The organism is Methylophaga sp. (genome assembly GCF_030651745.1).
This window is the reverse complement of sequence record NZ_JAUSCC010000097.1, coordinates 1-17015: the sequence shown is the minus strand read 5'-3', so window position 1 is coordinate 17015 and position 17015 is coordinate 1. Positions and strand designations below refer to the sequence as shown.

The following is a 17015-nucleotide window of genomic DNA, read 5'->3' as shown; positions in this document are numbered from 1 at the left end:
TGAGAAAAATAATCTAGGCATTGTGGTATTCTAACACGCTGTTTTTTGTGTGTGATGTCCAAATAATCAGGAAGCCAGCATGACCGATCCCGTCGTTCCACCTACCCAATCAAACCAAGCTCTCAGTTACCGCGATGCCGGAGTTGATATTGAGGCCGGCAATGCGCTTGTCGAACGTATCAAACCCTTAGCTGCAAAAACCCGCCGTCCCGGTGTTATGGCTGGCCTTGGTGGTTTCGGTAGTCTGTTTGAACTTCCTCTCGATAAATATAAAAACCCGGTTCTGGTCTCTGGCACAGATGGCGTCGGCACCAAATTAAGACTGGCAATCGAAGCTGGAATACATGACACCATTGGTATCGATTTAGTTGCCATGTGTGTCAACGATATCGCCGTATTGGGCGCAGAGCCATTATTCTTTCTGGACTATTATGCGACCGGAAAACTCGATATTGATGTAGCCACCGATGTGGTCAGTGGTATTGCTGAAGGTTGTCTGCAATCTGGTGCGGCACTGGTCGGTGGTGAAACAGCCGAAATGCCAAGTATGTATCAAGCAGGCGATTTTGACTTGGCGGGGTTCTGTGTCGGTATTGTTGAAAAAGATAACATTATCGATGGTTCAAAAGTAAAAGCCGGTGATGCCATTATCGGTATTGCTTCTTCCGGTCCACACTCTAATGGCTATTCATTGATTCGTAAGATCATTGAGGTCAGTAAGGCTGATCTGAATATGTCATTTGATGGTGGGACCCTAGCTGAGAAACTACTGGCTCCAACTAGAATCTATGTTAAGTCATTATTGCAATTGCATGAAAAGATTACTATTCATGCGTTATCACATATTACCGGTGGCGGTTTACTGGAAAACATTCCACGTGTGTTACCGAAAAATGTAACGGCCGTTATTGATAGCAAAAGCTGGCAAAGACCGGCGGTATTTGATTGGCTGCAACAGCATGGCAATGTGGTGGATCGCGAAATGTACCGCACCTTCAATAATGGTATAGGTATGGTGGTGTGTGTAGCAGAACAGGATGCAGATGCGACCGTACAAATTTTGACAGCACTCGGTGAAACCGCCATGCGCATTGGTCACATTGAAGCCACTGATACTGATGAACAAGTCATCATTAAATGAGTAACACGGTCACGGTAAAACTTGTCATCCTGATTTCAGGGCGTGGCAGTAACATGCAATCGATTGTGAATGCCATTCAGGCTGGTAAATTAAATGCTGAAGTCGCTGCTGTTATCAGTAATCGTCCAGATGCAGCAGGCTTAGATTTTGCCAGAAGCGCTGGCATAACCTCAGAAACGCTGGATCATAAAAACTTCACCAGTCGTGAAGCATTTGATCAAAAGCTGATGGATTTGATTGATACCTTTAATCCGGATTATGTGGTACTTGCAGGTTTTATGCGTATTCTCAGTGCTGCATTTGTCCAGCATTACGCCAATCGTTTAATTAATATTCATCCATCGCTGCTGCCCAAGTTTAAAGGCATGCATACCCATAAACGGGCAATCGAAGCAGGTGAATCTGAACATGGCGCTTCAGTGCATTTTGTGACCGAAGAATTGGATGCAGGACCAGTCATATTACAAGCTAAAGTGCCGATTCTGGCGGGTGATACAGAAGAAACACTGGCAGCGAGAGTCTTGACTGAGGAACATAAGCTATATCCCGATGCCTTAAGGTTGTTAATTCAACAACATCAGAGCTGATTATCCATGCGCTATTTTTATTTTTTACTATTTTTCATGATGTCATCAATGTCTTTTGCCCAAGACATTGATGATTATTCGGCAAAGTATCAAATTGAAGTGAATGGGCTGCAGGCGGGGGAGCTGACGCAGCAACTGGAAACCCTGACGGATGGACTGCATCGTTTCCGCTCGGTCACCAAAGCCAAAGGTGTCGTTGCCATGTTCAGGCGTGATACGGTGAAAGAAACCAGTCTATGGACACTCGCAGAGCAACAGATCAAACCGCATCAATACCTTTATCAACGAAATGGCGGCAAAAAAGATAAATATCTGCGAATGGATTTTGATTGGCGGGCAAACAAGGTGCAAATTGACGATAAAGTGCATCCTTGGGAACTGGAAATCAAACCGGACACTCTGGAAAAACATATTTACCAAGTGCAACTTCGTCTGGATTTACTAGAAGATCCCAACCAAAAAGTTTACAACTATCTTATTGCTGATGGCGGACGAATAAAGCACTATCAGATCGAACGGCTTGAACAGGAAACGATCTCTACCCCGCTGGGCAAAATTGATACTGTCAAATTTACCAGACAACGTGATCGTGACAGTGATAAAGATCGGGAAACCACACTGTGGTGTGCACCTGAACTGGGTTATCTACCGGTTAAACTTGAACATATTGAAACCGATGGCACCAAATTTATCGCCATACTTCGTAGTCTGGATGGTATGCAAAATTCGGCATTTGAGCCAAGCAACTAATCTTTTCGTTAGAAAACAGGTATTCGGATGAGCAAAAAACAATTTGAAATCATCGAACAAAAAACCGCCTACAGCGGTTTTTTTAGTTTAAAAATTGTTTCGGTCAAACATACTTTATATAAGGGCGGCTGGAGTGCCCCACTCACCCGTGAAGTATTTCATCGGGGAAATTGTGTGGCCGTATTACTTTACGATCCGCAAAAAGATGCCTTGGTCATTATTGAACAGTTCCGTCCCGGTGCCCTGCAGTTAAACGATGAGCGTGTGTGGTTGCTGGAAATTGTCGCTGGTGCAATTGAGCCAGGTGAAACGCCTGAATCGGTCGCTTACCGTGAGGCCGTGGAAGAATCTGGCTGTGAAATTCTTGAGATGATAAAAATTAACGAGTTTTTTACCTCACCAGGTGGTACTTCTGAACTGCTGCATTTGTTCTGCGGCCGAATAGACAGCACCCATATTGGTGGTTTACACGGTCTGGATGAAGAAGACGAAGATATTTCGGTCAGCGTTTTATCTTTCGACCAGGTTTATCAATTGCTTGAAGCCGGGAAGATTATTTCTGCTATTCCAATTATCGCAATACAGTGGTTGGCCTTACATCGTGATGAATTGCGTCGACGCTGGTCAGACTAATTTAACGGCATGATCCGATAACAGGCGGAAAGTGTATGGGATTCACCAGGGGCTAAGCTGATACTGTCATTTGCAGCATTGGCGGTTTCAACACAGACAAAATACTGATAAGCATCATCTGTCATGTCTTTTAAGCTGGTGACGCGATCCCATGGATTCCAGACTATAGTGGTATTTGAGCCGGAGCTTTCAACCACAATACGTCTCGCCCAATCACTATCTTCAATAAATAGTTTGTCAGAGTTATTCAGATAGACTCTATCGACTTCGCCTTTGAAAAAGATTTCACCTTGCTGCAGTTTTTCGCGGAAATTCTCAACTTTATCAAGATAGTGATGGTTATCGAGTCCCCTCACCTGCGTTTTATGAATATCCCCTACGGCAAAATATGTGTGTAATGCCTGAGAGATCACAAAACATTCGCTATCCAGATTTTTGGTCGTCAAAGAGAGTGTCAGCTGTTCACCAATCTCGATCACCATTTCCAGACTATAAGCACAACGCCATAACGGCTCATCAACCGGATCCGGTGTTAAGCGCATTGTCACCACAATACCGTCACTTTCAGTCCGCTGAATATCGGTAACATCCCACACTCGATTGCGAGCAAAACCATGTGCTGGACGGCCTAAACCACTGGGATCAGCGCCAAACCATGGCCAACAGACAGGAACACCACCACGAATTGCCCGGCGATTACCATAGCGAGTCAAATGGCTCAAAAACAACAAATCATGTAATGCATCCGCTGCGCGGTAAGATAAAATCTGCGCGCCCTGCGTTGTTATACGCGCCTTGGCATGCGGCGTATTGATATTGATCATCACACACTCGGAAGGCCCCATGGAAAAATCCAGGCGACCGGGAATGCTAAATTGTTGTTCAAGTTGTTCGATAGTTTGCATGTAATTCTATGCCGGAAACAAAAAGACGGGCGCAATGCCCGTCTTTGAAACGTAAAAAAACAAAGAAAATTAGTGGTGATGTCCACCTTCACCGTGAACATGGCCATGTTCCAATTCTTCGGCACTCGGTTCACGCACTTCACGAATTTCTACATCAAAATTCAGATGAACACCGGCCAATGGATGATTGCCATCTACGGTAACTGTATCGTTATTTATTGCAATAACTGTTACTAAAACCGGGCCTTGCTCGGTTTCTGACTGGAATTGCATGCCTACTTCAACGTTGTCTACGCCACTGAACAGATCAGCAGGTACATCCTGTTTTAATGCTTCATGGCGTTCACCATAGGCATTAGCAGGTTCAATGCTGGCTTGAACTTTATCGCCGGCTTCTTTACCCAACAGAGCATCTTCCAAACCAGGAATAATATTGCCTGCGCCATGCAGATACGCCAGCGGGCCGGCACCTTCACTACTATCAATGACTGTGCCGCTGTTGTCGGTTAGCGTGTAGTCAATTACAACTACTTTGTTGTCTGCAACTTTCATGAAAACTCCTTACATGTTTTGAATAACAGCTGCAGCATAATCACTACAACTCAACGCATCGACGCCAATAGCCTGAGCTAGATCACCGGTGACACGCGCATTTGAAATGGCGCCTGAGACGCCGGAAACGACAAGATCTGCCGCTTCGACCCAACCTAGATGACGTAATAACATTTCGGCTGAAAGGATTAATGATGACGGATTCGCACTGTTTTTTCCAGCCAATGCTGGTGCTGTACCGTGTGTCGCCTCAAACATAGCCACCGCATCCGCTAAATTTGCGCCGGGTGAGATACCGATTCCGCCTACCTGCGCAGCAAGCGCATCAGAAATATAATCACCGTTCAGATTCAATGTCGCGACCACGTCGTAGTCTTTAGGATGCAACAGGATTTCCTGCAAAAACGCATCGGCTATCGAATCTTTGATAATGATTTGTTTACCGGTATTAGGATTGTTAAAAGTTTTCCAAGAACCGCCATCCAACGGTGTTGCACCAAATTCTTTTTCAGCAAGATCATAACCCCACTGTTTAAAGGCACCTTCGGTGAACTTCATGATGTTGCCCTTATGTACCAGGGTCAATGAATCACGGTCATTGTCGATAACATACTGAATCGCTTTGCGGACTAGACGCTCTGTCCCTTCTTTAGAAACCGGTTTGATACCAATGCCCGATGTTTCCGGAAAACGGATTTTGCTGACACCCATCTCTTTGCGCAGGAAGTCGATGACTTTTTGGACTTCTGCTGTACCGGCCGCCCATTCAATACCGGCATAAATATCTTCAGAGTTCTCACGGAAAATAACCATATCGATATTTTCCGGCGCTTTAACCGGGCTTGGTGTGCCGGGGTAATAACGCACCGGACGCTGACAGACATATAAATCCAGGGTTTGGCGTAGCGCCACATTCAATGAACGGATACCGCCACCTACTGGGGTCATTAACGGACCTTTGATAGAGACTGAATATTCTCTCAAAGCATCAATGGTCTCTTCTGGCAAATACGTATCTGCACCATAAAGCTCAGTGGCTTTCTCGCCGGCATAAACTTCCATCCAGGAAATTTTACGTTCGCCGTTATAGGCCTTGTTCACTGCTGCATCAATCACATCAATCATTGCCGGTGTGATATCGACACCGATGCCATCGCCTTCAATAAAAGGGATAATCGGTTGATTAGGTACATTTAATGAATAATCGGCATTAACGCCGATGGCTGCACCCTGTTCCGGTACACTAATGTGTTGATATGCCATGCACGGCTCCTGAAAATAAAAGTGGCATTTTACATGATCTATGGCGCTGATATAACCATGACCAAACTAATTGCGTTTAATAAACCTTATGACGTACTGACCCAATTCAACGACAAAGATGGTCGAAATACACTCAAAGACTATATTGATATACCGGATGTTTATCCGGCAGGACGTTTAGATCGTGACAGTGAAGGTTTATTATTGCTGACCGACGATGGTCGATTGCAACATCATATCAGCGATCCGCGTCATAAATTAAGCAAAACTTACTGGGTTCAGGTCGAAAATATTCCGAATGCCGCTGCGCTCGAACAATTACAACAAGGTGTCATGTTAAAAGATGGCATGACAAAACCTGCTAAAGCTCAACTGATGGATCCTCCGAATGTATGGGAAAGACATCCACCGGTAAGGTTTCGGCAAGCCATTCCCACGCAGTGGTTGGAGTTACAAATCAGCGAAGGCAAAAATCGTCAGGTGAGACGAATGACCGCGGCAGTAGGACACCCGACATTAAGATTGATCCGTGCCGCTATCGGTCCCTGGCAAATAAATGACCTGCAACCCGGACAATGGCGCGAAGTTAATTTTCAGACCGTGATAAAATATGCCGATGATTTGGACTCCAAGAACCACCGTAGCCGCCGTAATAGAACGCGACCAGCAATTTCTGATGGTCGAAGAAATGATCGGCAGCGAACTCAAACTCAACCAGCCAGCCGGCCATCTCGAAGACGGCGAAAGCCTGATTGAGGCCGTTATTCGTGAAACACTCGAAGAAACCGCCTGGCAATTCACTCCTGAATCGTTGATTGGTATTTATCGATGGCGACATCAGCCATCACAAAATACCTATATCCGATTCTGCTTTACCGGAAGTTTAGGTGAGCAACTGGATAGACCTTTGGATACCGATATCCATCAGGCCGTTTGGCTGGATGCCGATACGATCCAACAACGTCGATCGCAGTTTCGCAGTCCATTAGTCGAGCAATGTTTGCAGGATTATCTTGCCGGTAAACGCTTTCCACTTGATTTATTAACTGATTAATTATGTCTGAACACAAAAAAATAGTCGTCGGCCTGTCTGGTGGCGTGGACTCCTCTGTCTCGGCTTTGTTGCTTAAACAACAAGGCTTTGAGGTTGAGGGTCTGTTTATGAAAAATTGGGTCGACTATGCCGATGAAAGCGAATGCACCGTAGAAGAAGATCGTAAAGACGCACAATCAGTCGCTGATAAAGTTGGCATTGTATTTCATGAAGCCAATTTCGCCATGGAATACTGGGATTATGTGTTCAAACATTTTCTTGAGGAATATCAGGCTGGTCGTACTCCGAATCCCGATATTCTGTGTAATCGTGAAATCAAATTTAAAGCCTTTTTGGATCATGCCATGGAGTTGGGTGGTTACCTGATTGCCACCGGTCATTACGCCCGGGTTCGTGAACACGATGGCAAATTTCAGTTATTAAAAGGTCTGGACAACACCAAAGACCAAAGTTATTTCCTCTATACACTTGGTCAGGCGCAACTGTCCCGTACCCTGTTTCCGCTGGGCGAGCTGCCAAAAACCGAAGTGCGCGAAATTGCCGAAAAAGCCGGTTTTATTAATCATGATAAAAAAGACAGTACCGGGATCTGCTTTATCGGTGAACGACGTTTCCGGGAATTTCTCGGGCGTTATATTCCAGCTCAACCAGGTGAAATGCGTACCCCTGAAGGTGAAAAAATCGGTGAGCATGCCGGTTTGATGTATTACACACTGGGACAACGCCAAGGTCTGGGTATTGGTGGCCGCAAAGATAGCAGCGGCGAGCCGTGGTTTGTCGCTGGCAAGGATATGGAAAAGCGTATTTTATATGTTGTTCAAGGCGAACATGAATGGCTTTACAGTAATAAACTGACTGCTGAACAGCTTTCATGGGTTGCTGGCGAAGCACCCGAATTTCCTTGTCGTGCCAGCGCCAAAACCCGTTATCGTCAACCAGACCAAGCCTGTGTTATCACTCAAGATGAAGATGGCAATATTCAGGTTGAATTTGATGAAAAACAACGTGCTGTCACACCAGGTCAATCGGTGGTTTTTTATCAGGATGATCTTTGCCTGGGCGGTGGCATTATTGTCGATACTAACGCGCCGGGAATGCATCCATGAAGCAGAAAACAATCATTCATGATCGGGTAATCGCCCTCTCGGCCATTATGCAGGCAGTTACACTAGTAAAGCAGATTGCCGAAACGGGTCAGGTCAATAACGATGATATGCAGACCATGCTACAAAGCCTGATGGTGATGGATGCTCCGGATACCGAGTCGGTTTACGGTGGCATCAGTAATTTAAAAACCGGTCTGCGTCAGTTCAATCAGCAACTCTCCAAACGCAAAGAGCCCGGTGATATCGTGGTATTACGTTATGCAATTGGCATTTTGCATTTACAGCGCAAACTGGCAAAACGCCCAGCCATGCTGGATCTGATCACCCGTGAACTGGAACAGATCCCTCAACAAATCGAATATTTTGGCAGTATTACCAGTTCCCAGGTTATTGCCCGCTTTGCCGATATTTATCAACGCACAGTCAGTGAACTTACTCCACGTATTCAGGTATTTGGCGATTCCACTTATCTGCAACAGGCTGATAATGTAAATCGTATCCGTGCCCTGCTGTTAACTGGCATTCGCGCAGCCGTGCTGTGGCAGCAAAAAGGCGGCAGACGCTGGCAGTTTTTATTGCAGAGTAATAAATTATTGCAGGCCGCAACAGAATTACACGCTCAATCCTGACATATTTTCAGATATAAAAAAGGGCTGTTTTTACAGCCCTTTTTTGTTACCGCGTTCTACCAGATTAACTGGCTTTAGCGCGCTGATAATGTTCCAGCTCATTAAAGTTAAGATAACGGTAGATCTCATTAGCCATCGGCTGAATGCCAGCAACTTTTTCCATATATTCAGCAACCGTTGGGATACGACCTAAACTGGCGACTACAGCGGCAAGTTCAGCAGAAGATAAATATACATCTGCACCATTACCCAAGCGATTCGGGAAGTTGCGGGTGGAAGTTGAAACCACCGTGGCATTATCAGCAACACGTGCCTGATTACCCATACACAATGAACAGCCCGGTGTTTCAGTACGCGCGCCGACCCGGCCGAAAATGCTGTAGATACCCTCTTGTGTCAGTTGGTGCTGATCCATTTTAGTCGGTGGAGCAACCCAGAGTTTGACCGGTAGATTACCCATTTTTTCCAGCACTTTACCGGCTGCCCGATAATGACCAATATTGGTCATGCATGAGCCGATAAAGACCTCATCTATTTTGGCACCCGCTACTTCGGATAACGGTTTGATATCATCCGGATCATTTGGACATGCCAGTAATGGTTCTTTGATTTCATTTAAATCAATTTCGATTATGGCGGCATATTCCGCATCGGCATCCGGTTCGAGCAATTGCGGATCAGCCAGCCATGCACGCATCGCATCAATACGACGTTGCAAGGTTCTGGCATCGGCATAACCTTCCGCAATCATCCATTCCATTAATGAAATGTTGGAATTTAAAAACTCGATGATCGGTTCTTTATTTAATCTTACGGTACAACCATTGGCACTGCGCTCTGCTGAGGCATCTGATAATTCAAAGGCCTGTTCGACTTTCAGATCTGGCAGACCTTCAATTTCCAAAACGCGACCGTTAAAGATATTTTTCTTACCTTTCTTCTCAACCGTCAGTAAGCCTTTTTGAATGGCTGCATACGGAATGGCGTTAACCAGGTCACGTAAGGTAATACCCGGCTGCATTTCACCTTTAAAGCGTACCAAAACGGATTCAGGCATATCTAACGGCATAACCCCCAGTGCGGCAGCAAATGCTACTAAACCTGAACCTGCAGGAAAGCTGATACCAATAGGGAAACGGGTATGTGAATCACCACCGGTACCGACGGTATCTGGCAAAATCATCCGGTTCAACCAGGAGTGGATAACCCCATCACCAGGGCGCAATGAGACACCGCCACGGGTACTGATAAATTCCGGTAACTCATGCTGCAATTTAATATCAACCGGTTTTGGATAAGCCGCTGTATGGCAGAAGGACTGCATCACCAAATCAGATGAAAATCCGAGACAGGCCAGTTCTTTCAACTCATCACGAGTCATCGCACCGGTTGTATCCTGAGAGCCGACGGTGGTCACTTTGGGTTCGCAATAGGCACCTGGACGCACACCCTCAACACCGCAAGCTACCCCCACCATCTTCTGTGCCAAGGTAAAACCTTTATCACTATGTACAGGTTCTACCGGACGCATAAACACCGAGGAAGCTGGCATGCCCAGCGTATCGCGTGACTTATCGGTTAATCCGCGACCAATGATTAATGGAATACGGCCACCGGCACGTACTTCATCTGCAATCGTGGTTGGACGCAAAGTAAATTCAGAAACAACTTCACCCGCCTGGTTATAGATTTTACCTTCATACGGCTTGATGGTGATCACATCACCCATCTCTAGCTTATCGACATTACATTCGATTGGCAGCGCACCGGAATCTTCTGCAGTATTAAAGAAAATCGGTGCGATATTGTTGCCTAAAATAACCCCACCCTGGCGTTTATTAGGTACAAACGGCACATCATGGCCCATATGCCAGAGTACTGAGTTAATGGCAGATTTACGTGAAGACCCGGTACCGACCACATCACCAACATAGGCTAATGGATAGCCTTTTTCTTTCAATGTGATGATGGTATCCAAAGCGCCAGGCATTTTGCTGACCAGCATGGCTTTGGCATGTAACGGAATATCCGGACGACTCCATGCTTCGGTTGCTGGAGATAAGTCATCGGTATTGGTTTCACCGGGAACCTTAAATACGGTAAGCGTGATTGACTCAGCCAGTTGTGGCCGGGATAAAAACCATTCAGCTTCAGCCCAGGACTGTAAAACGCGTTGTGCATATACATTGGTTTTAGCTTTTTCAACGATGTCATGATAGGCGTCATAAACCATCACTATTTTGGATAGTGCAGTCTGCGCGGCTTCGGCAGTAGCGTCATAGTCCAGTAGTTCGATTAATGGATGAATGTTGTATCCGCCCATCATCGTGCCAAGTAATTCAGTCGCCCGAACAGGGGTTATCAAATCACATTGGGTTTCCTGTTTGGCAATAGCAGCAAGGAAACCTGCTTTGACATAGGCCGCTTTATCCACACCAGGTGGAACGCGATGCACCAGCAATTCGAGTAACGCTTCGCTGTCGCCATTTTGTGGTTGTTTAAGCCCTTCAATGATGTCAGACACTTGTTTTGCATCCAGGGGTAAAGCTGGCAAACCCTCTGCAGCCCGCTCATCAACATGTTTTTGATATTCTAGCAGCACGAAAACGCTCCGAAGTTAAGACCAAGATGGACGCTATTTTAACGCAAATTCACAAAGCAAACTGAATCAAATCCAGAAATATAGGCGAGTTCTGCTATAATTTCGGCCAATTTTCAGCTTATTTTGTAATGGAGTTTTCATGGAATTAACCGCTCTTACTGCCATCTCACCAGTTGATGGTCGTTATGCCGATAAAACCAAGGCGCTACGCCCCTATTTCAGTGAGTATGGTCTGCTGCGAGCTCGTGTTGAAGTTGAATGCCGCTGGTTGCATTTGCTCGGCGCTAATGCGGATATCCAGGAAGTCCCTAAATTAAGTGAAACCGCCGAACAGTTTCTTAACGACTTGATGACGAATTTTTCGGTGGAAGATGCTGCTGAAATCAAAGCGATTGAACGTGAAACTAACCACGATGTGAAAGCGGTTGAATACTTCATTAAACGTAAATTCAAAAACAATGCTGAGCTGGATGCCGTTAATGAGTTTGTGCATTTTGCCTGCACCTCGGAAGATATCAATAACACTGCCTACGGCATCATGCTTAAAAATGCCCGTGAGCAGGTTATTCTGCCGGAAATGGACACGCTGATTGGCGCCCTGAAAAAACTGGCTCTGGAGCAGGCTGAAACGCCAATGATGTCTCGTACCCATGGTCAACCGGCTTCTCCTACTACTTTAGGTAAAGAGCTGGCCAATGTCGTGAAACGTCTGGAACTGCAACGCACCCATGTTGCGGCGGTATTGTTATACGGAAAAATGAACGGCGCGGTGGGTAACTATAATGCACATTATGCTGCTTACCCGAATATCGACTGGCCAATGATGGCCAATGCCTTTGTCACCGGACTGGGTCTGCGCTGGAACAAATATACAACTCAGATAGAACCTCATGATTATGTGGCCGAACTGTTCCAGGCCATGATTCGTTTTAACACGGTGTTGATGGATTTCTGTCGTGATGTCTGGAGCTATATTTCGATTGGCTATTTCAAACAAAGAACCGTAAAAGGCGAAATCGGCTCTTCTACCATGCCGCATAAAGTCAATCCGATTGATTTTGAAAATGCCGAAGGTAACCTGGGTATTGCCAATGCGACTTTCGATCATATGGCGATGAAACTGCCCATTTCACGCTGGCAGCGCGATCTGACCGACTCTACTGTTTTACGTAATATCGGTGTTGGCTTTGCTCACTCTTTACTGGCTTACAGCTCAGCACTGAAAGGTATCAGCAAGCTTGAAGCTGCACCAGAAGCCATGGCTGCCGATTTGGATGCCAACTGGGAGTTATTGGCTGAGCCAATCCAAACAGTAATGCGTCGATATGGCATTGAAAACCCATACGAAAAACTTAAAGAATTAACTCGTGGCCAGCGAGTCAATAAACAGATTATGCATGAGTTTATTGACACCCTGGAGTTACCTGATGCTGCGAAGTTTGCATTAAAGGATATGACACCTGCCAGCTACATCGGTAATGCCATTGAACAGGCAAAAAACTGCTAGATGAGTGACCGAATCACCAATGCCGACGCCAATCAAATCATAGCGTTTGATGGGAAACATGAGGCGGCTGCGGCTGCCTTGGCATTGGTAGAATCTGCCCGGCGCGAAATTTGTTTTGTTGGTAGTCAACTGGATTCAGTATTACTCGACAACGTTGCGATTATTGAGTGCATCAAACAGCTTTGTATTAGCAGCCGCCGGACGCAGATTAGATTTTTGGTTGATGAAACGCAAAGCAGCATCATTAACTCACATCGACTATTACCGTTAATCGCTAAACTCACCAGTTCGATCAGTGTGAATATCCTGTCCGACAAGCACCAACAGCCAAAAAATATTGTGTTACTCGTGGATGATTCCGGCTATTTGCGTTGTCTTAATAATCAACGATATCTGGGACAGGCGAATCTGCACGATCCAATGACAGTACGTGAACTTAAACAACAGTTTGAAGAGTACTGGAATCATAGCTCTGCGGATGTGGCGACAAGGCGGTTATTTTTATGAAAATTATTTATTCGATAGCGTTTCTATTGCTAGCGTTACCTGCTTATGCTGATCAAATCAGAACCATTACCTTGCAACATAGGTTGGCAGCAGAAATATTGCCGATGATTGAACCGATGGTGGATAACTACACCACAATCAATGGTCACGATAACCTGTTGATTATCAAAAGCTCGACACAAAGTTTTCAGGAAATTGAGCGTCTGGTTAAACAACTTGATAGCCGGCAGCAAAGTCTGACCGTCACGGTACTGCGTACCCAACAGCAACTCAATGATGATCGTTTTGCTGATGACCGGTTAAATATTGATTTAGAGAACCCCGAAAAGTCATCTGTTGAAATAAAACGCTGGTCAACCCGTGACAGCCATGAGCGGGATCAGCAATATCAGGCACGTGGCATTGCCGGTCAGCCCATTGATATTCAAATGGGTAAAGCCATCGCTGACAGGCAGCAACAGCTTATTTTTTACCCACATGGTGGTATTGCAGTTCAGGAATCGACTCAGTACATTCAACTGGATAATGGCTTTCAGGCAAGAGTAAACATTCTCGGCAATCAACAAGCCCGCGTCGATATCCTGCCATTATTTTCCAAAATGCAGCGTAATGGTGATATCACCACAACCAGTCTGCTTACCTCAGTCACGGGTCCTGTTAATCAGTGGATATTGATTGGGCAGATTGGTGAACAATATCGCCAACAACAAAATGCTAAAACCTATCGCAGCCATCAGGATCAACAACAATGGCTGTATCTGAAAATCGAACTTAACTGAGTACCCCTGTAAAACAATGGATATAAAAGAAGCGATTCAAACTCGTCGCTCGGTCAAACATTATGACCCGGCACATCAAATGACAGAAGCAGAAGTGAATGAATTGATGGAGCATGCCATCCTTTCGCCAACTGCTTTCAATATTCAACACTGGCGTTTTGTCCGTGTGCAGGATACTGAAAAACGTCAACAGGTCCTTGAAGCTGCCTGGGGCCAGGCTCAAGTAGTTGATGCCTCATTATTACTGGTGCTTTGTGCTGATTTGAATGCCTGGGAAAAACAACCTGAACGTTATTGGCAGCATGCGCCACAAGCAGCTCAAAATGCCATTCTTCCAGCGATTGAAAATTACTACACCAATCATCATCAAGGTCAACGTGATGAATGTGTTCGTTCAGCCAGTATTGCAGCGATGAATATCATGTTGATGGCGAAAGGTATGGGCTATGACAGCTGCCCGATGGATGGCTTTGATTTTGATAAAGTCGCCCGCATCATCAACCTGCCACACGATCATATTATTGTGATGATGATTACCGTTGGTAAAAAGTTGCAAGATGCACGTCCCCGAGCTGGTCAATTACCGCTCGAGGAAGTGTTTTTTACCGATAGTTTTTAATCAGATAATCGGCGGTGGCGCATCACAGACGTTGTTGCGCCCACGCCGTTTGGCTAGATAAACAGCGCGATCAACCCTTTGCAAAAAGCTATCCACACCCTCTCCCGGCACATAACGTGCAACACCAAATGACATAGTAATCGTGCCTAAGGGTTCACGAGTATCCTTGCGTTGAATACGTTTACTGGCAAGATCCTGACGAATAGTATCAGCAAGAATACGTGCATTCTGCATACTGGTATTGGGCAGAATGACAGCAAATTCCTCACCGCCATAGCGGGCAACCAGATCCCGGCCTTTCAACGATGTTTTCATCAGTTCGGCGATCACTCTTAACACCTGATCACCGACTAATTGACCATGCTTTTCATTTATGGTGCTGAACATATCCACATCCGTAAAGATGACAGACACATCCATACCATTCTGATCAGCATCGCGGGTCATTTGATGAATCAATTCATCAAAATGTTTACGATTGGCAAGACCAGTCAAACTATCTGTTATCGCTTCGCGTCGAGATTCATTTAACTCTTTTTTCAAAGCCGCAACTTCAGTCATTGCCCCGTTCAGTTGCTCATTAAGTAATTCGCCTGACGAGACGGCCAGGCGAGTTTCTATAAGCACTTCTTCAATAAGGGTATGCAGTTGCTGACGATTTAAGTCAGGTTGCAAACGACTTAGCATGCTTTGCAAATGGCTGTTGCTACGACCGGTTGTCGTTACACCGGTATAGACATAATTCAGCACCTGTTTAAGCAAACGCGCCAGTTCCTGGCGCATTTCAAACATAGCCGCTCGATCTTTATCATCATCAAAAAACTGTTCGTACAACAAATGACATTGTTGTGCAGTCAGCTTTCCAGTCAGTTCAATTTCATTATCTACGGCTTCAGTCAAAGACAGGTTGGTACCAGACACATACTCAAACCATAAGGCATAATTCGCCGGCGTCGGAGCAATATCGTAATGTTTCATTTTTGAAAGCGCTAATCGCATCCACTCTGATGTGCGCTCATCTTGCTCACTGTATTTCATAATCTCTCCGGCAAGTCCCTTGTGCCTATTTTTTCTTCTTCCCTGCTATTTTCAATCGTAGTGCATTAAGCTTGATAAATCCTTCTGCATCCTTCTGGTTATACGCACCAGCATCGTCTTCAAATGTGGCAATCGACTCATCAAACAGGCTGTCTGTAGCTGATTGTCTGCCGACTACAGTGACGTTACCTTTGTACAGTTTGATTCTGACATCACCGTTCACGCTATGCTGTGATGCATCTATCATTGTCTGCATCATCAGACGTTCTGGTGCCCACCAGTAGCCGTTATAAATCATGCTGGCATAACGTGGCATCAATTCATCTTTCAAGTGAGCGACTTCACGGTCCAAGGTAAGAGATTCAATCGCACGATGTGCACGTAACATGACGGTACCGGCCGGAGTTTCATAACAACCACGTGACTTCATGCCTACATAGCGGTTTTCAACAATATCCAGTCTTCCTACACCGTTTTCACCAGCAACTTTGTTCAAATACGTCATTACTTGTGCAGGCGACATGCGTTCGCCATTGATAGCAACGATATCGCCTTTCTCATAGCTAAGTTCCAGATACGTCGCTTTATCTGGTGCATTTTCAGGTGATACTGACCAACGCCACATGGTTTCTTCAGCTTCTGCCCATGGGTCTTCCAGAATGCCGCCCTCATAAGAAATATGCAGCAAGTTGGCATCCATGGAATAAGGTGATTTTTTGCCTTGTTTCATTTCTACTGGAATACCATGCTTTTCTGCATAATCCAGCAGTTTCTGACGGGATAACAGATCCCATTCACGCCAAGGGGCGATGACTTTAATGTTTGGATTCAGGCCGTAAGCACCAAGTTCAAAACGAACTTGATCATTCCCTTTACCTGTTGCGCCATGTGATACAGCTTCAGCGCCGGTTTGAGCAGCGATCTCGACCAAACGTTTAGCAATTAATGGACGTGCTATTGAAGTACCTAACAGGTATTCACCTTCATAAATGGCATTGGCACGGAACATCGGGAAAACATAATTGCGAGCGAATTCTTCGCGCAAATCTTCAATATAAATTTCTTTAATACCTAAAGATTGAGCTTTAGCACGAGCCGGTTCGACCTCTTCACCCTGGCCAAGATCAGCTGTAAAAGTCACTACTTCACATTGATATTTATCTTGTAACCATTTGAGAATAACTGAAGTATCGAGGCCACCAGAATAGGCTAATACGACTTTTTTGATGTCAGACATGGGGGAAGAAATCCTGTATCGAAGAAATTAAAAATTGGTGCGTTATTGTATCAAAATCCGCGTAAAGCAAGCACTTCTCTTGCTGACTGGCGTTTATCACCTTTAC

18 protein-coding genes are annotated in these 17015 nt (G+C 45.4%); 12 read left to right on the top strand and 6 right to left on the bottom strand.

The window, feature by feature from the left end; genetic code table 11:
* The first annotated feature begins 79 nt into the window (after window positions 1–79).
* From purM to Q7V21_RS11530, 4 genes are read left to right on the top strand one after another with little or no spacing between them, the layout of a single operon-like run.
* Window positions 80–1141, top strand: coding sequence for a phosphoribosylformylglycinamidine cyclo-ligase (gene purM / locus Q7V21_RS11545; RefSeq protein WP_304917441.1), 1062 nt, complete (start codon window positions 80–82; stop codon window positions 1139–1141).
* Window positions 1138–1728: a phosphoribosylglycinamide formyltransferase gene (gene purN / locus Q7V21_RS11540; protein ID WP_304917440.1), complete on the top strand. Its 591-nt coding sequence runs from the start codon at window positions 1138–1140 to the stop codon at window positions 1726–1728. Before purM ends, purN begins: the two co-directional genes overlap by 4 nt.
* Before the next feature lie 48 nt (window positions 1729–1776).
* Window positions 1777–2478: a DUF3108 domain-containing protein gene (locus Q7V21_RS11535; RefSeq protein ID WP_304917439.1), complete on the top strand. Its 702-nt coding sequence runs from the start codon at window positions 1777–1779 to the stop codon at window positions 2476–2478.
* Window positions 2479–2505: 27 nt separating this feature from the next.
* Window positions 2506–3111, top strand: a complete 606-nt coding sequence (locus tag Q7V21_RS11530; RefSeq protein WP_304917438.1) for an NUDIX domain-containing protein — start codon at window positions 2506–2508, stop codon at window positions 3109–3111.
* Here Q7V21_RS11530 and Q7V21_RS11525 read toward each other — a convergent pair.
* From Q7V21_RS11525 to icd, 3 genes are all read right to left on the bottom strand, one after another.
* Complete coding sequence (locus tag Q7V21_RS11525; protein ID WP_304917437.1) at window positions 3108–4016, bottom strand: D-hexose-6-phosphate mutarotase; 909 nt, start codon at window positions 4014–4016, stop codon at window positions 3108–3110. The two genes, Q7V21_RS11530 and Q7V21_RS11525, sit on opposite strands and share 4 nt — an antisense overlap.
* A 69-nt stretch (window positions 4017–4085) precedes the next feature.
* Window positions 4086–4568, bottom strand: coding sequence for a peptidylprolyl isomerase (locus tag Q7V21_RS11520; protein ID WP_304917436.1), 483 nt, complete (start codon window positions 4566–4568; stop codon window positions 4086–4088).
* Window positions 4569–4577: 9 nt separating this feature from the next.
* Window positions 4578–5831 (bottom strand): NADP-dependent isocitrate dehydrogenase, encoded by a 1254-nt coding sequence (gene icd, locus Q7V21_RS11515; RefSeq protein ID WP_304917435.1) that lies wholly within the window; start codon window positions 5829–5831, stop codon window positions 4578–4580.
* A gap of 57 nt (window positions 5832–5888) precedes the next feature.
* Here icd and Q7V21_RS11510 point away from each other — a divergent pair, with 57 nt between their 5' ends.
* From Q7V21_RS11510 to hflD, 4 genes are read left to right on the top strand one after another with little or no spacing between them, the layout of a single operon-like run.
* On the top strand, window positions 5889–6587 hold the full coding sequence (locus Q7V21_RS11510) for a pseudouridine synthase (protein ID WP_304917434.1): 699 nt from the start codon (window positions 5889–5891) through the stop codon (window positions 6585–6587).
* Window positions 6508–6885, top strand: a complete 378-nt coding sequence (locus Q7V21_RS11505) for an NUDIX hydrolase (RefSeq protein ID WP_304917433.1) — start codon at window positions 6508–6510, stop codon at window positions 6883–6885. The genes Q7V21_RS11510 and Q7V21_RS11505 overlap by 80 nt, the downstream gene beginning before the upstream one ends.
* A gap of 2 nt (window positions 6886–6887) precedes the next feature.
* Window positions 6888–7991 (top strand): tRNA 2-thiouridine(34) synthase MnmA, encoded by a 1104-nt coding sequence (gene mnmA / locus Q7V21_RS11500; RefSeq protein WP_304917432.1) that lies wholly within the window; start codon window positions 6888–6890, stop codon window positions 7989–7991.
* The gene (hflD, locus tag Q7V21_RS11495) at window positions 7988–8620 is read left to right on the top strand and encodes a high frequency lysogenization protein HflD (RefSeq protein WP_304917431.1); all 633 of its coding nucleotides are present in this window, start codon (window positions 7988–7990) and stop codon (window positions 8618–8620) included. The genes mnmA and hflD overlap by 4 nt, the downstream gene beginning before the upstream one ends.
* 64 nt (window positions 8621–8684) lie before the next feature.
* On the opposite strand, the gene acnB is transcribed toward hflD, so the two are convergent.
* Window positions 8685–11222 (bottom strand): bifunctional aconitate hydratase 2/2-methylisocitrate dehydratase, encoded by a 2538-nt coding sequence (gene acnB / locus Q7V21_RS11490; protein WP_304917430.1) that lies wholly within the window; start codon window positions 11220–11222, stop codon window positions 8685–8687.
* A gap of 139 nt (window positions 11223–11361) precedes the next feature.
* On the opposite strand from acnB, the gene purB reads away from it, so the two are divergent.
* The 4 genes from purB to Q7V21_RS11470 are packed head-to-tail and all read left to right on the top strand — an operon-like array spanning window position 11362 to window position 14634.
* Window positions 11362–12729 carry an adenylosuccinate lyase gene (purB, locus tag Q7V21_RS11485; RefSeq protein WP_304917429.1) on the top strand — a complete coding sequence of 456 codons (1368 nt, stop codon included), beginning with the start codon at window positions 11362–11364 and terminating at the stop codon, window positions 12727–12729.
* Window positions 12730–13236, top strand: coding sequence for a hypothetical protein (locus Q7V21_RS11480; protein WP_304917428.1), 507 nt, complete (start codon window positions 12730–12732; stop codon window positions 13234–13236).
* On the top strand, window positions 13233–14015 hold the full coding sequence (locus tag Q7V21_RS11475; RefSeq protein WP_304917427.1) for a secretin N-terminal domain-containing protein: 783 nt from the start codon (window positions 13233–13235) through the stop codon (window positions 14013–14015). The genes Q7V21_RS11480 and Q7V21_RS11475 overlap by 4 nt, the downstream gene beginning before the upstream one ends.
* A 16-nt stretch (window positions 14016–14031) precedes the next feature.
* The gene (locus tag Q7V21_RS11470; protein WP_304917426.1) at window positions 14032–14634 is read left to right on the top strand and encodes a nitroreductase family protein; all 603 of its coding nucleotides are present in this window, start codon (window positions 14032–14034) and stop codon (window positions 14632–14634) included.
* Here Q7V21_RS11470 and Q7V21_RS11465 read toward each other — a convergent pair whose 3' ends face one another.
* Both Q7V21_RS11465 and Q7V21_RS11460 read right to left on the bottom strand, forming a co-directional pair.
* Window positions 14635–15672, bottom strand: a complete 1038-nt coding sequence (locus tag Q7V21_RS11465) for a GGDEF domain-containing protein (protein ID WP_304917425.1) — start codon at window positions 15670–15672, stop codon at window positions 14635–14637.
* Between the two features lie 25 nt (window positions 15673–15697).
* Window positions 15698–16909: an argininosuccinate synthase gene (locus Q7V21_RS11460; RefSeq protein ID WP_304917424.1), complete on the bottom strand. Its 1212-nt coding sequence runs from the start codon at window positions 16907–16909 to the stop codon at window positions 15698–15700.
* Between the last annotated feature and the right edge of the window lie 106 nt (window positions 16910–17015).

Coding starts and splice junctions, on each gene's coding strand:
- purM (WP_304917441.1), top strand. CDS start 80: ATGACCGATCCCGTCGTTCCACCTACCCAATCAAACCAAGCTCTCAGT.
- purN (WP_304917440.1), top strand. CDS start 1,138: ATGAGTAACACGGTCACGGTAAAACTTGTCATCCTGATTTCAGGGCGT.
- Q7V21_RS11535 (WP_304917439.1), top strand. CDS start 1,777: ATGTCTTTTGCCCAAGACATTGATGATTATTCGGCAAAGTATCAAATT.
- Q7V21_RS11530 (WP_304917438.1), top strand. CDS start 2,506: ATGAGCAAAAAACAATTTGAAATCATCGAACAAAAAACCGCCTACAGC.
- Q7V21_RS11525 (WP_304917437.1), bottom strand. CDS start 4,016: ATGCAAACTATCGAACAACTTGAACAACAATTTAGCATTCCCGGTCGC.
- Q7V21_RS11520 (WP_304917436.1), bottom strand. CDS start 4,568: ATGAAAGTTGCAGACAACAAAGTAGTTGTAATTGACTACACGCTAACC.
- icd (WP_304917435.1), bottom strand. CDS start 5,831: ATGGCATATCAACACATTAGTGTACCGGAACAGGGTGCAGCCATCGGC.
- Q7V21_RS11510 (WP_304917434.1), top strand. CDS start 5,889: ATGACCAAACTAATTGCGTTTAATAAACCTTATGACGTACTGACCCAA.
- Q7V21_RS11505 (WP_304917433.1), top strand. CDS start 6,508: ATGGTCGAAGAAATGATCGGCAGCGAACTCAAACTCAACCAGCCAGCC.
- mnmA (WP_304917432.1), top strand. CDS start 6,888: ATGTCTGAACACAAAAAAATAGTCGTCGGCCTGTCTGGTGGCGTGGAC.
- hflD (WP_304917431.1), top strand. CDS start 7,988: ATGAAGCAGAAAACAATCATTCATGATCGGGTAATCGCCCTCTCGGCC.
- purB (WP_304917429.1), top strand. CDS start 11,362: ATGGAATTAACCGCTCTTACTGCCATCTCACCAGTTGATGGTCGTTAT.
- Q7V21_RS11480 (WP_304917428.1), top strand. CDS start 12,730: ATGAGTGACCGAATCACCAATGCCGACGCCAATCAAATCATAGCGTTT.
- Q7V21_RS11475 (WP_304917427.1), top strand. CDS start 13,233: ATGAAAATTATTTATTCGATAGCGTTTCTATTGCTAGCGTTACCTGCT.
- Q7V21_RS11470 (WP_304917426.1), top strand. CDS start 14,032: ATGGATATAAAAGAAGCGATTCAAACTCGTCGCTCGGTCAAACATTAT.
- Q7V21_RS11465 (WP_304917425.1), bottom strand. CDS start 15,672: ATGAAATACAGTGAGCAAGATGAGCGCACATCAGAGTGGATGCGATTA.
- Q7V21_RS11460 (WP_304917424.1), bottom strand. CDS start 16,909: ATGTCTGACATCAAAAAAGTCGTATTAGCCTATTCTGGTGGCCTCGAT.